The organism is Amycolatopsis sp. NPDC003676, assembly GCF_053587275.1.
In genome coordinates this window covers 1-13,643 of record NZ_JBSFNS010000052.1, presented here as the reverse complement: position 1 = coordinate 13,643, position 13,643 = coordinate 1, and the positions used below count along the sequence as shown (strand labels likewise).

The 13,643-nt window shown below is 70.1% G+C and carries 9 protein-coding genes; 3 read left to right on the top strand and 6 right to left on the bottom strand.

Features of this window, described 5'->3' with window-relative positions; translation table 11 throughout:
• Positions 1 to 53: 53 nt before the first annotated feature.
• The gene (locus ACWDNU_RS26755; protein WP_449670913.1) at positions 54 to 1,493 is read right to left on the bottom strand and encodes a GMC family oxidoreductase; all 1,440 of its coding nucleotides are present in this window, start codon (positions 1,491 to 1,493) and stop codon (positions 54 to 56) included.
• 154 nt (positions 1,494 to 1,647) lie between these two features.
• Here ACWDNU_RS26755 and ACWDNU_RS26750 point away from each other — a divergent pair, with 154 nt between their 5' ends.
• Complete coding sequence (locus ACWDNU_RS26750) at positions 1,648 to 3,084, top strand: aldehyde dehydrogenase family protein (RefSeq protein ID WP_449670944.1); 1,437 nt, start codon at positions 1,648 to 1,650, stop codon at positions 3,082 to 3,084.
• Between the two features lie 45 nt (positions 3,085 to 3,129).
• On the opposite strand, the gene ACWDNU_RS26745 is transcribed toward ACWDNU_RS26750, so the two are convergent.
• From ACWDNU_RS26745 to ACWDNU_RS26725, 5 genes are all read right to left on the bottom strand, one after another.
• Positions 3,130 to 4,104: an alpha/beta hydrolase gene (locus tag ACWDNU_RS26745; RefSeq protein WP_449670912.1), complete on the bottom strand. Its 975-nt coding sequence runs from the start codon at positions 4,102 to 4,104 to the stop codon at positions 3,130 to 3,132.
• The gene (locus tag ACWDNU_RS26740; protein WP_449670911.1) at positions 4,101 to 5,381 is read right to left on the bottom strand and encodes a hypothetical protein; all 1,281 of its coding nucleotides are present in this window, start codon (positions 5,379 to 5,381) and stop codon (positions 4,101 to 4,103) included. Before ACWDNU_RS26740 ends, ACWDNU_RS26745 begins: the two co-directional genes overlap by 4 nt.
• Positions 5,378 to 9,112, bottom strand: coding sequence for a tetratricopeptide repeat protein (locus ACWDNU_RS26735; RefSeq protein ID WP_449670910.1), 3,735 nt, complete (start codon positions 9,110 to 9,112; stop codon positions 5,378 to 5,380). The genes ACWDNU_RS26740 and ACWDNU_RS26735 overlap by 4 nt, the downstream gene beginning before the upstream one ends.
• Before the next feature lie 60 nt (positions 9,113 to 9,172).
• Positions 9,173 to 10,528, bottom strand: a complete 1,356-nt coding sequence (locus ACWDNU_RS26730; RefSeq protein ID WP_449670909.1) for a serine hydrolase domain-containing protein — start codon at positions 10,526 to 10,528, stop codon at positions 9,173 to 9,175.
• 87 nt (positions 10,529 to 10,615) lie between these two features.
• A complete protein-coding gene (locus ACWDNU_RS26725) occupies positions 10,616 to 11,803 on the bottom strand; it encodes an amidohydrolase (RefSeq protein WP_449670908.1) in 1,188 nt (395 codons plus the stop codon).
• Positions 11,804 to 11,903: 100 nt separating this feature from the next.
• Between ACWDNU_RS26725 and ACWDNU_RS26720 the strand changes: the two genes are divergently transcribed.
• Both ACWDNU_RS26720 and ACWDNU_RS26715 read left to right on the top strand, forming a co-directional pair.
• Positions 11,904 to 12,824 carry an oxidoreductase gene (locus ACWDNU_RS26720; RefSeq protein ID WP_449670943.1) on the top strand — a complete coding sequence of 307 codons (921 nt, stop codon included), beginning with the start codon at positions 11,904 to 11,906 and terminating at the stop codon, positions 12,822 to 12,824.
• A 208-nt stretch (positions 12,825 to 13,032) separates the two neighbouring features.
• Positions 13,033 to 13,584, top strand: a complete 552-nt coding sequence (locus ACWDNU_RS26715) for an HAD family acid phosphatase (RefSeq protein WP_449670907.1) — start codon at positions 13,033 to 13,035, stop codon at positions 13,582 to 13,584.
• Positions 13,585 to 13,643: the final 59 nt, after the last annotated feature.

Sequence of the window (13,643 nt, the reverse complement as noted above, 5' to 3'; positions counted from 1 at the left end):
GCTCGTGAGTGGCGATCCCGGTTCTCACCGCGATCGCCACTCACGACGTCGCCTTACGCCAGCAGGAACTCCGCCACCCGCTCCCCCATCAGCACTGCGGGCGCGTTCGTGTTCCCGCTGATTACCCGCGGCAGCACCGAAGCGTCCGCGACCCGCAGCCCGGACACCCCGCGCACCGCCAGCGTCGGGTCCGTCACCGCCAGCTCGTCCGTCCCCATCCGGCAGGTGCCCACCTGGTGGTGATAGGTGATCGCCGTGCGCCGGACGTACTCCCGGACATCCGCCGGTCCCGGGTACAGCTCCCGCGCACCCCACTCCTCAGCCAACGCCGGAGCCTGGCCGATCAACCGGCACTGCTCCACCGAAGCGACCAGGCTCTCGAAGTCCGCCGGGTGCGCGAGTGCGGCGAGATCGATCAGCGGCATCTCGGCGGGATCCGTGCTGCGCAACCGCAGCGTTCCCCGGCTCTGCGGCGTGATCATGCCCGCCATCAGCGAAAACCCGGTCGCGGGACCAGTCATCCACGGCTCGTACATCGGCACGCTGAAGTGGATCGGCTGGGTGTCCGGCACCTCGAGACCGGGGCGGCTGCGCCAGAACAGGTGCGTCTGCGTCACCGAAAGCCCGGTCTGCGGCGGCGCGACCTCGCGCCGATCGGTGGCGAAGATGACCGGCGACAACAGGTGGTCGTGCAGGTTTTCGCCGACGCCCGGCAGGTCCGCGACGACGTCGAGGCCCAGCGCGGCGACGTCGTCGGCCGGGCCGATTCCGCTGCGCAGCAGGATCGCCGGGGACGCCAGCGCGCCGGCGGCGAGCACGACCTGGTCGGCGAACAGCGGCTCCAGTTCGCCGTCGATCTCCGCCAGTACGCCGATGCAGCGGTCGTCCTCGAAAAGCACGCGATGCACCAGCGCGCCGGTGCGGACGGTCATCTGGTCGGCGACCGGCTCGGAGTAGCAGAGCCAGGTGTTGCGCCGCCGTCCGCCGGTCATCGTGACCTGCTGCACCGAGATGCCGTCGAGCACCCCGCTGTTGTAATTGTCGTTGAACGGCAGGCCGATCTCCCGCGCGGCGTCCACAATGGACTGCTGGATCGGCTGCAGCGGATCGTGCTGTTCCAGGTCGAGCAGGTCGCGTTCGATCCGCTCGTACACCGGGCGCACGTCGTCCCAAGCCCAGCCGGGCAGCTCCCAGCCGTCGTAGTCCGCCGCCGCGCCGCGGACCCAGATCATCGCGTTCAGCGAATGCGAGCCGCCGAGCACCTTGCCGCGCGGCAGGTGCAGCCTGCGGTTCCCGGCGTGCGGCTGCGGCACCGTGTAGTAGTCCCAGTCCTCGGCGGCATGCCACAGCTCCGCCGCGCGCGACGGGTCGTGGATCGCCGCGTTGGTGTCCGGCCCGCCCGCTTCCAGCAACGTCACCTTCGCGCCCGCGTCGACCAGCCGCCGGCACACCACCGAACCCGCCGAGCCCGCACCCACCACGATCACGTCCATGCCCTGATCCTGACCGGTCCCCCGGCTCCGCCCGGCATTGTCTTCACTCGCCGACAACGGGCGTGCCCTCGCGGACAAGACCGCCCGGCCGCCGCGCGCCGATACTCGGAGGCGACCAGAAGATTTGGGACTAGGGAGCGCCATGCCGACGACACTGCCGACACGCCTGTTCATCGACGGTCAGTGGACCGAGGCCGGCGGGGAGCCCATCCCGACCCGCGATCCGGCCACCGGCACGGTTCTCGAAGACGTCGGGACGGCGACCCAGGCCGACGTCGACGCCGCGGTCGCCGCCGCGCGCCGCGCGCTGACCTCGCCGGAGTGGGCCGGGCTCGCGCCGGTGCAGCGCGCGAAACTGCTGTTCCGTCTGGCCGACCTCGTCGAGCAGCACCACGAGGAACTCGCCGCGCTCGAAACCCGCGACCAGGGCCAGCCGATTGGTATCTCACGGCAGGTGAGCGTGACCGGCGCGGCCGAGCACCTGCGCTATTTCGCCGGCTGGGTCACGAAAATCCAGGGCACCACGAACCCGGTTTCGTTCCCGGACACCCTGCACTACACCCGCCGCGAGCCGGTCGGCGTGAACGCGCTGATCACGCCGTGGAACTTCCCGCTGATGATCCTGGTGTGGAAGCTCGCGCCCGCGCTCGCCACCGGCAACACCGTGGTGATCAAGCCGAGCGAGGTCACGCCGCTCACGAGCATCCGCCTGGTACAGCTGGCCGAGCAAGCTGGTATCCCAGCGGGCGTCGTTAACCTGGTCACCGGTGACGGCCCGGTGGGCGCGATGCTGAGCTCGCACCACGACGTCGACCACGTCTCCTACACCGGCTCCACCGCGGTCGGGAAGCTGATCACCGCGGCGAGCGCGGAGTCCAACCTCAAGCGGCTGACCCTCGAACTCGGCGGCAAGGCCCCGAGCATCATCGCCGCCGACGCCGACCTGGACGCCGCGGTCGCGGGCAACCTCGCCGGCGCGACGCTGAACACCGGCCAGGTCTGCGCGGCGTACACGCGGTTCTACGTCGACCGCAAGCGCGAGCAGGAGTTCGTGGAGAAGATGGCCGCCGGACTCGCCGGTCTGCAGGTCGGCCCCGGTCTGGAGGAAACGACGCAGGTCGGGCCGCTCGTGTCGGACAAGCACCGCAAGCACGTGGCGAACCTCGTGGCCACCGGCCGTTCCGAAGGCGCGGACCTGATCACCGGCGGCTCGGAAGTCGACCGCGACGGCTACTTCTACGAGCCGACGCTGTTCGCGGGCGTCACGGATTCGATGACGATCATGCGCGAGGAGATCTTCGGCCCGGTGCTGGCGGTGACGCCGTACGACGACCCGGACGAACTGGTCGCGCGCGCGAACGACACGCAGTACGGCCTCGCCGCGACCGTCTGGACCCGCGACATCCGTACCGCGCAACGCTATGCGGACGGGATCCGCGCGGGTGCGGTGTTCGTGAACATGCCGCCGATCCCGGACATGGCCGCGCCGTGGGGCGGGTACAAGGCGTCGGGCTGGGGCCGCGAGATGGGTCCGTGGGCGCTGGACGCGTACACCGAGACCAAGGCGGTGTGGCTGCATTACGGCTACTGAACGCGTTCGGGGCTCGGCGGTCTTTCTCCGGCCGCCGAGCCCCGTTCAGCGGGCCAGTTCCGCCAGCGACAGCAGCAAATGCGCCGACTCCGGGTACCAGATGTCCGAATGCGCCCCGGCTGGATTCCACCACCGCCCGCGCCGGAACCGCCAGCCCGACTCGACATTGACGATCCGCCGGTCCATTTCGGACCGTAGATAGTCGTCGTCCACTTTGTGCAGCACGGTATTCGCGATCTCGTCGGCCGGGGCTTTCACGCCGACGTTCCCGATCCCCTTCACCCCCTCCGCCAGCCGGTGCCACAACCCAGTGGCCCGGTCGGCGCGGGAACGGGTCAGCACGATCGGGCCGTTGATCGGAGCGTCGCGCAGCACCGGGGCGAACCGGTCGGTGAAGATGTCCGGCCGGGCAGCCATCTGGAACACCAGCAAGGTGTCCACTGTGTACGGATAGCGCGGATCAGCTCGATCCCAGCCGAGCACTGGCGGGCCATCGCCAGCAGCGGCCTGCACCGCTTCCACCACGAACCGGCCGCCGAAGGAATGGCCGACGCAGTGCAGGTACTGGCCGGTGACGGTCCGCAAACTCGGCGCGCTGCCGGGCAATTGCCGTTCCGCGTTCAGATAGCCGAGCAACTGGCCGAGCGCCTCCGCAGCCCGCCCGTCCGTGGTCATCTTGTGTGCCCGGTCGCGGATCCGCCGGTAGCCGGTCACGAACGGGTTGCTCATCGACGGCCAGCGCACCATCACGTAAAACCCTTGCCACGCACCGAGTCCTTCGTAAGACCCGGCCGCATAGCGCTCTTCAAGCAGCCCGAAGAACTGCCGGGCCCGCCGGTCCGCGGTTTCCCGGTTGTTCTGCCAGCCGTGCACGAACACGACGATGTCGGTCGCCGTCGCCGGGACTTCCAGCCACCGGGCCAGAAACCGCGCCGTCGCCTCGGCAGGCACCGGCTTGCCGGTTTCCGGATCCACGAAATCGCCGTGCTCGTCGAGGTCCAGGATCACCGGTTCGGTCACGGTCGCCCTTCCTGCCACAGATGCACGTCGATCCCGCGATACAGCGAAAACATCAGGCCAAGCGGATTGTGGTGTTCGTCGGCGAACACCCGCGCCAGCGAACGCACGATGTCGCCCAGTTTCGTACCCGAATCAATGAATTCAGTGAACAACCGCTGCGAATACTCGCGCGCGAACGCGGGCGGCAGGTCGATCTGCGGGCCGATCAGGCAGCGTCCGCCGTTGCCTAGCAAGGCTTTGCCGAAGGCCGAGTAGAACGCTGACGTCACCTGTCCACCCTGGCACGCCCCGACGTAAACGAACGGCCGCGTCGGCAGCGGCGCTTCCGCCAGCCACGCGATCAGGTCAGTGCCGTATATCCGTTCGCCGTCGCCGAGTTTCAGATACGGCTGCTCGACCAGGCCGCCGGAACCGCTCACCTTGCCGTGGCAGCCGAAATACGTGACGTGGTCAGCGAAGTCGCGGCTGCGGAAGTGCGCGGCCAGCGTCTTCTTGTCCGGCCGCAGCACCACCTCCGCCCGGCCGTGGAAGAAATCGACCACCGGCGCGATGTACGGCGTGTCCGGGAATTGCTTGTCCACGCCATGATCGACATTGAGCCCGACGACTGGTTTTCCACCGTCCACAGTGATCCGTGCGTCGAAGTCGTCGACCCGCGAGAAGGTGTGCTCCACGACGTGCCGATAGCCCCAGAACCCGGCGAGTGACCAGTTTTCGTCGTCCGGGTACTCGTCCGGCCGCCGCGGCGAGGTGTACAGCATGCCCCACGGCACGATGAGGCTGTCCGATTCGATGCTGATCACGTTCTCGCCCTCGGCGAGCGCCAATTCCAGCAGCGAACGGATCCGCTGCAGCCCGTGATCCGAACCCGCGAACAACAGCCGGTACATGAGATAGCCAGCATCGGCGAGCGCGAAACCCGCGCGCCGCAACAGTTCCGGCCGCTCCGACAGATCCCAGCCGTCGGCGAACGGATACCGGCGCGGGCCGCGTTCGGTCTGCTCGGCGAGGTCCGCGATGTGCCGCTGCCACGTTTCGCGGAGGATGTCGATCCGGGAGTTCAGCTCGCCGAGACTGTGCGTGATCCGGCCCTGGTACCCGCCGCCGCCGTCCTCGGGGAACGCGCTGCCCCAAGCCTGCACGAGAAGTCCTGGCACCCCAGGGAATTCGAGGAACCGCAGGTTGACCGTCCGCGCCCGGTTGTACGGCGGCACCGCGACGCGGCTCAGCCCGGCGGTGTTGTCGACGGTCACCTCGGCGCTCAGCTGACGGGTCATGACGGCACCTCCACCGGCAGCGCGGCCGCGATTTCCAGGAGCAGCTGGGCGTCGTGCTCGCGGTAGATCCGGAACACCAGCCGCAGCGTCCCCGGCGCGACGGGCATGACGTCGAACTCCGCCGGATCGCGCAGCCGGTCGCCGGTGATCCAGCCGATCCGCGACATCGGCTCTGCCGTCCCGGGCGCAGCGTCGAGCAGCACCCGGACCCGCACCACGCCCGCCGGTACGGCCGCGGGTTCCTTGCGCCGCACCGAAACCGCGACCCGCACCGGCTTCCCGACGACGACCGGATCTTCGGACCGGCATTCGACGCTCGCCGCCAGCAACCCCGGTACCGGCGGCGGCGCGTCGTCCGGCGATCTCGCACCGGTCGCCCGCAGCCCGGCCCAGACGACGCGCTGGGAGTCGAACGGATCCGGCCCGGGGTCCAGGTGGTCCGGCCGCACCGGATAGCCGACCCGGCCGGTCCGCCAGGTACCGGGCCGCGGATCGGCCCGCCGGGAATCGACCCGGCGAGAGTCCACCCGGCGGGAATCGACGCGCCGGGAGTCGACCCGACGGGAATCGACCCGGCGCGAATCCACGCGACGCGACTCGACTCGCGCGCTGAGCACCGCCCAGTCAGCAGCCGTCTCGGGCCGCAGCATGTCGACCTCGTGGTCCTCGTCAGCAGGTACCGGCGGCTCAGCAGCGACCGGCTCCCGAGTCCGATACCGCACCGAAATCCGCTCCGACAGAAGGTCTTCCCCATCCAACGGCCCGCGGAAACTCACGAGCCCGCTCTCCGCGTCCACAATGTCCACCAGCAACCGCAACCGGCCCAGCACAGCCTCGTTCCCTTGCGCGGTCGCCAAAGCCACCGCGGAGCCGAGCGCGTCCAGCGTGCCGCGCGGATTCCCTTCGCGGTACGCGGAACGCGCGGCCTCCACGGCGGCCGCGAGACCGGGCGGCGTTGGGGTCAGCCGGGCCGGATCGTCGGTCAGCCGCACGTACACGTGTTCTGCCGCCGACTGCGCGGTCTCCTGTTGCGCCCAGATCGTGGCCAGCTGATTCTCTTGCCCGGTCGCCATTCTCGACGGCACGAGAAAGCTCAGCGCATAACTCCGGGTTTCCCCGGCCGCCCACTGCCCGAGGTCGAGCACCGAGTCGCTGATTCGCTGCTGCGGCAACGGCATCAGCGTTTCCGCCGGGGTTGTCTGGCCGACCCAGTACAGCACGCACCCTGGCAGCTCTCGCACGAACAGCCGCATCGAACCGCCGTCGGAGCCGGCCGTGACCGTGACGCGCACGGTCGTGGTCGAAGCCTGCCGCGGCAGGTAATCCGGGTGCCGCACCACGATCGCGGGCCGCCAGGACGGACGCGGTTCGGGAACCTTGGCCGCACGCACCCGGCGGGCATGCTCCCGCAGGTTCGACCACGCCCGATTCGAGTGCGTCCGGTAGATCCGCGCGAGGTCGTCCCGCACCTGGCGAAGGTCCGGCAGCCGGGCGGCGGCCGCGGGTTGTCCGAGAGCCAGTCGCAGCAGCACTTCCCCGACCACCGCGGTCAGCCGGTCCTGTTCGTCCTCGTCCAGATCCAGTTCGCCGAGCCGGGACCAGGCTGCGGCGGCCTCGTCCACACTGGACAGTTCCGTGGCGAGCGCCCGCACCGCGCCGACCCGGGCCTCCGTGCTGTCAGGCACCTCGTCCAAAACCGCCGCCGCGCCAACGCGATCGCCGTCCCGGAGCCGGATCCGCGCAAGCCCGAACGCCGCCGCGACCATGGCCCGATCGCAGGCCCATACCGCGTCGTAGTAACGCGCCGCAACGTCGGTCGAGCCCCGCAGTTCCGCACAGAAACCCAAGGCCAGTAACGGTGCCAGCTCGCCCGGCAGCTGACTAGCGCACTCCCGGTACTGCCGCTCCGCGTCGTCGAGCATCCCCGCGTCCAGCAACACCCCAGCGCCGCGCCAAGTTTCCCCGACCTCATCAGAACCGCTGAAAAGCGCAATCGGCAACGCTGCCCGCACGTCCTCGCGCCGCAGCGCGTCGTCGGCACGCAACGGCGGTTCCGCAGCCCAGGCCTCCCACTCCGGCACCCCGAGCCCCGCCCCAGCGAGTCCGCGAGGATTGCTGAACTGCTGGGAGACGGCCGGGCGCGGCACGCGAGTGCGCTGGCTGAGCAGCAGCCGCAGCACCCCGCGCAACTGCTCGGCCATGTCGTCGGCAGTAGCGAACCGGTCGGCGTAATCCGCGGTCGCCCGGTCGATCAGGGCTCGCAGCATCTCCGTTCCGACGCTGTCGTCCGGCCCGCGGCAAGCGCGCAGCAGCTCCGCGAGGGTGAGGCCGAGCGAATAGAGATCCGAACGGACGCTGACGCCTTCCCGGTCCAGCTCGGACCGCGACGGCTGATACGCCGGGGTGGCGACGAGCACGCTGTCCCGGTCGTCCTGCCGCCGCATCGAGCCGAGATCGACGAGCGTGATCCGGTCGCCGTCCTGCAGCACGTTGTCCGGTTTCACGTCGACGTACAGCAACCCTCGCTTGTGCAGGTATCCGATCGCGTCGAGCAGCTGCAGCCCGTACGCGGCGACGTGCTCCGGGCGCAGCCGTTTCGCGCGCCGGGCCACCGTCCGCAGCGAAATCCCGCGCACGTATTCCATCACCAGATACCCGATGGGCTGGCCGGTTTCCGGATCCGGGCCTTCGACGTGGGCGAGGGTGCGGACGATGTTCGGATGGTCCAGTCTCAGCAGGCGCGGGACGACGGCGGATTGCGCGGCGGCCAGCGCGCCGTCGCGGTCCCGTTCGCCGATCAAGCCTTTGAGCACCACGAACCGGCCGCCGTCGGCCTCGTCGCGGGCGAGGTAGATCCAGCTGAACCCGCCGATCGCGATGCAGCCGACGACCGCGTAACGACCGACGACGACCATGCCCGGCTCCAGCGCGGGCTGGAAGCTGAACGGCGCGCCGCACCGGACGCAGTAACCGCGGGTCCGGCCGGCCCGCGAGCCCTGGTCGCGGCCCACCGGATTGCCGCACTCCGCGCAAAACCGGCGAGACTCCGGCACCGTCGCGTCGGGCACGACCGCGTCGTACGGGTCGGTCAGAGTCGCTTTCGGCAGCGCGACCCGCAGGTCCCCGGTGTCCGGCATCGGCAGGCGGCCAGTGCGCACGAGGAGTTCGTCGAGCCGGTCCTCGATCACCGAATCGTCGGTCACCCATTCGCGCAGCTGCGGGAAGTACGCCAGCACGGTGTCCGCCGGAACCAGCCGCACCGCGTAATCGACCACCACGATGCCGAGCAGTCGCCCGGTGGCGCGGTCGAACACCGGACAGCCGGACAGGTCCGGGTCGACGCGCCCCTCCAGGAGCGTGAGCGGGACCCGTTCACCGTCCGGCACGCCGGTGGTGGCGCGCACCCAAATGCCGTAGCCGAGGCGGAGGGGAAGACTGTGGATCCGGACTTCCCGCCCGGATTCGACCTTGCGCCGGAGCATCGCGCCGCCGCGTACCGGAGTCTCGAGTTCGAGCAGCGCGAGGTCGCCGCGCCCGCCCGCGCGCGGCGGGACCAGCCCGGCCAGTGCCGCGGCCCCCGCCGATTCGATCCGGAAAGCGGTTTCGTCGCGGGCCGCCCGGGAGCAGGTCAGCACGTACCGGCCGCCGATCAGCACGCCCGCGCCGAGGAGGCGGCCGTCGGCAGCGTGGATTCGCGTCTGCCCCGTATTCCACCCCAGATCAGCGGCCACGAGGTAAAACCTTACCCGGGGACGGCCGCCGGATCGTTCAGTTCGGGCAAAGCCGTCCGGTCACCCGGCGCGACGGGTCGCCCTCCCCGAATGGACGTATTGCGCGCGGCCGGTGCCGTCGTCGCCGAGGAAGACCAGCGGCAGGTGGATCCCGGCCTGCGCCTCGCGGAGGATCAACGTGTCGCCCTCGAGGAAGACCAGTTCGGATTTGCTGGCGGAGCTCAATTCCGCGGCTGTCCCTTTAGGACGTTGCTCCAACCAGACCCGGCCGTCGTCGTCCTGCGAGACCACGAGATCGGCGACCGTGCTGGCGTAAGTGCCGAGATACCGGTCCGCCGCGAACGCTTCCGGCTCGGACGGCGGACGCGGCGGCAGCGACACCTCGACGCCCCCGAATTCCTTGAGCAGTGCGGGAACGAGGTCGGCGTACAGGCTCATCGCGTCGCCGCCGTTGGTCAGCAAGGCCACCGCGAGGTCGCTTTCGGGCACCAGCCGGAGGAACGCCGCCTGGCCGATGGTGTTGCCGTCGTGGCCGTAAACCTGGCCGCTCGGGGTGTCGAACAGCTCCCAGCCGAGGCCCCAGGCGTCGCCCATGATGCCGAGCGGCGGGAGGCTGACCTGCCGCTGCACCATTGCCGCGGCGCTTTCCGCGCTCAGCACTTCGGCACCACCAGCGAGGTGCATGCGGGCGAAGGCGAGCAGATCCGCCGCGGACATCGCGAGCGACGACCCGGCCGGGCCGTTGGACCGCAGCATCGACCAGAACGGCGCGGGCACGAGGTCGGCGCCCGGCTCGGGTTCGAGATGCCCGATCGCGGCGCGGTGCCGGATCGCGTCGAGGGCGTTCGGGGAGAATTGCCGGAGCTTGAGCGGTTCGGCGAGGTGCTCGCGAAGGCAGTCCTCGTAATGCTTGCCGCGCAACACTTCCACGAGCCGTCCGAGGACGACGTACCCGGCGTTGTTGTAGGAGAACAGCTCCCCGGGCGGGAAGAGCTGCGCGACGCCGTCGAGGGTCGCGACGAACTTCTCCACCGCGTCGTCCCCCGGTCCGGTGTCGGTGAAGAGGTCGCCCTCGAACCCGGCGGTATGGCTGAGCAACTGGCGCACGGTGATGGCCGCGTCGCCCAGTTTGAGGTCGGGGAGGTACTGCCGGATCGGGGCGTCGAGGTCGACCAGGCCCTCGTCCACGAGCTGCAGGACGAGGGTTGCCGTCCAGACCTTGGTGATCGAGCCGATTTGGAATACCGAATCGATGGTGGCGGTGACGCCGGTGCCAAGATTGAGCACCCCGGCGGCCGCGGTGGCCGTCTCGTCGCCGACAGCCACCGCGACGACCGCGGCGGGGACGTGGTGTTGCGCCAGCAGCGCGGGGAGGTCCTGCTCCAGCCGCCTGCGGAGAGCGTCGAGCTTGTCCATCCCGGGAAGCTATCGCTCCGCTGAGCCGAAAACTTCGTCCCTGGCTACGGAAAAACCGGCGGCATGCTGGAGCAGCGGACGAACTGCTCAGACGAGCACTTCGCCGTCCCGCACCACGACTCGGCCGCCCGCGATCACCAGCGAACGCACCGGCACCCGCATCAACGCGTCCGGCACGTTCTCCGCCGCCACCAACACCACATCCGCCCGGCAACCCGGTGCCAGATCATGCCGCTGCCGAGCCACGAACGACGCCGCCCGCCGCGTCGCCAGCTCCACCGCCGCCACGAGGTCCTCGTCCTTCCGCAGCCCGTGCAACCGGGCGAAGCCGAGCGCGATCTGCAGGACGTCACCGTCGCCGTACGGGGACCACAGGTCGCGGATTCCGTCGGTGCCGAGCCCGACCGGGACCTCGCGCGCGGACAACTCGGTCCAAGGCAGCGGGGCCGTCCGCACCGGGGCGACGGTCGCCAGCGAGATGCCCGCCTCGGTGATCCGGTCGAGCAACGCCGCCTGCCGCGCCGGGGGAACCTCGCCGAGCGCGAAACCGTGCGAGACGGTGACCTTGCCCTGCAGCCCGGCGCGCACCGTCCGGTCCGCGATCAGCTCGTACTGGAACGCGCCCAGCTCGCCGCCGTCGTGCAGGTGGATGTCGAGGCCGACACCGCGGCGCTCGGCGATCTCGAACAGCCCGTCGAGCTGGCCGACCGGGTCGCGGTCGATGCCCGCCGGGTCGAGGCCGCCGATCCAGCCCGCACCCGCCGCCGCGGCCTCGTCGAGCAGTTTGAGCACGCCGGGCCGCCGCAGCACGCCGTCCTGCGGGAAGGCCACGATCTCAACCTCCACCGCGCCGCCCAGCCGCTGCGCGGCCTCCCGCACGATCTCGATGCCGCGCAGGCCGAGCCCCAGGTCGACGTCCACGTGGCTGCGCGCCGCGGTGGTGCCGTGCCGCAGGAACTCGCGCAGCACCGTCTCGGCGACCTCGACGCTCGGGATCCCCAGCGCGTCCCGCTCGGCCCGCTCGTGCGCGATGCGGCCTTCGGTGCTCGCGACGCCGCCGTAGGACACCCACGGCTTGCCCCACCAGCTCTTGTCGACGTGCGCGTGCGAGTTGACGAACCCGGGCAGCGCGAGCAGGCCGGCGCCGTCGATCCGTTCGCCCTCCACCGGGGCCGAACCGGCGGGCCGGACGTCGGAGATGCGGTCGCCGTCGAGGACGATGTCGGCCAGGTCGCCGCCCCACGGGCGCACGCCGGTCACAGTGAGAGAAGCCATGATAATGGTATACCAAATTATCGGGCTCCTGTCCCGCGAGCCTGGCCCTGACACTCCCAGGACCGAGGGGTACTGGCCGCGCCGCGCCGCCGGCAGCACCATGGACGGCAGCCGCGACGGCACCGGCGCGGCGAGAAAGAAGGGCGGAACATTGACCGACAACCTCCCCGGCGGGACGTTCACGTTGGCTGGGCACACCGTCGCCCGCCTGGGATACGGCGCGATGCAACTGGCCGGACCCGGCGTCTTCGGGCCGCCGAACGACCGCGACGAGGCGCTCGCGGTGCTGCGCACGGCCGTCGAGCTGGGCGTGAACCACATCGACACCGCTGACTTCTACGGGCCGTACGTCACGAACGAGCTGCTCCGCGAAGCGCTCGCGCCGTATGCCGGGCTGCAGATCGTCACGAAGGTCGGCGCGGTGCGCGACGACCAGGGCGGCTGGATCCACGAGCGCTCGCCCGAGCAGCTGCGCGAACAGGTGGAGTCGAACCTGCGGAACCTCGGCGTCGAGGCGCTGGACGTGGTGAACCTGCGCGTCGGCGGCGGCGCGGACGGACACTCGCCGGTGCCGGGTTCGCTGGCCGAACCGTTCGGGGTGCTCGCCGAGCTGCGCCAGGAAGGCAAGATCAAGGAACTCGGCGTGAGCGTGGTCGACGCCGAGCAGGTGGCCGAGGCGCAGTCGATCGCGCCGGTGGTCACCGTGCAGAACTGGTACAACGTCGCGCACCGCGGGGACGAGAAGCTGATCGAATCCCTTGCCGCCCAAGGGATTTCCTACGTCCCGTTCTGGCCGCTCGGCGGGTTCAGCCCGCTGCAGTCCTCGACGCTGGACGACGTCGCCGCCCGGCTCGGCGCCAGTCCGAAGGCGGTCGCGCTGGCCTGGCTGCTGCACCAGTCGCCGAACATCCTGCTGATCCCCGGCACGTCGTCGGTCGCGCACCTGCGGGAGAACGTCGCGGCGGCCGACCTGGAACTGCCCGCGGACGCCCTTGCCGAATTGGACACCATCGCCGGATAGCGGCGGATCGGGGTGATGATTGTCCACCGGCGTCGACAATCATCACCCCGAATCGCGGCGGAAAACACGCCCGTAGTTCCCGGTGAACGGACGGCGAATTCCCCTCCGCCGCCGCGAAATAACCCGACGAACGACGGTGCACCGAAACTCCCGGCGAGATTAGCGTGGTCGACGGCAATTTCCGCCACGCTAAGGAGAAATCGCGCCGATGACCGTCAAGAGCGCCTGCGCCGCAATTCTCGCCGTCGCCGGGCTGATCGCCGCCCCGGCCACCGCTTCGGCTGCGGTGTCCGAACTGCCCAGCTACGCACAATGGCAGGCCGACGTCCGCGAAGCCGTCGACCCGGCGATTCCGTGGCTGACCGACCGGGTCACCCAGGGCGGGTCCAAGCTGGCGATCGTGCTGGACATCGACAACACGTCGCTGGAAACCGAATACCATCCCGGCGAACCGAACAAGCCGGTCCTCGCGGTCGCCCAATGGGCAGGTCAGCACCACGTGTCCGTGCTGTTCGTGACGGCGCGGACCAGTTCCTCCTCCGCGCGCAAGCAATTGAGCAGCGCGGGCTATCCGATCGACGCGATCTGCACCCGCGAATCCGGCGAGGGCACCGCGGAGGGCAAGCAGCGCTGCCGCGCCGACCTGACCCAGCAGGGCTACACGATCACGGCGAACATCGGCAACCGGTCCACCGACCTCGAAGGCGGGGACTACGAAAAGGGCTTCAAACTGCCGGACTACGACGGCCAGCTTTCCTGACTCGTGAGTGGCGATGCCCGGTTGTAAACCGATCGCCCCACAACAGCAAAAGCGGCTCA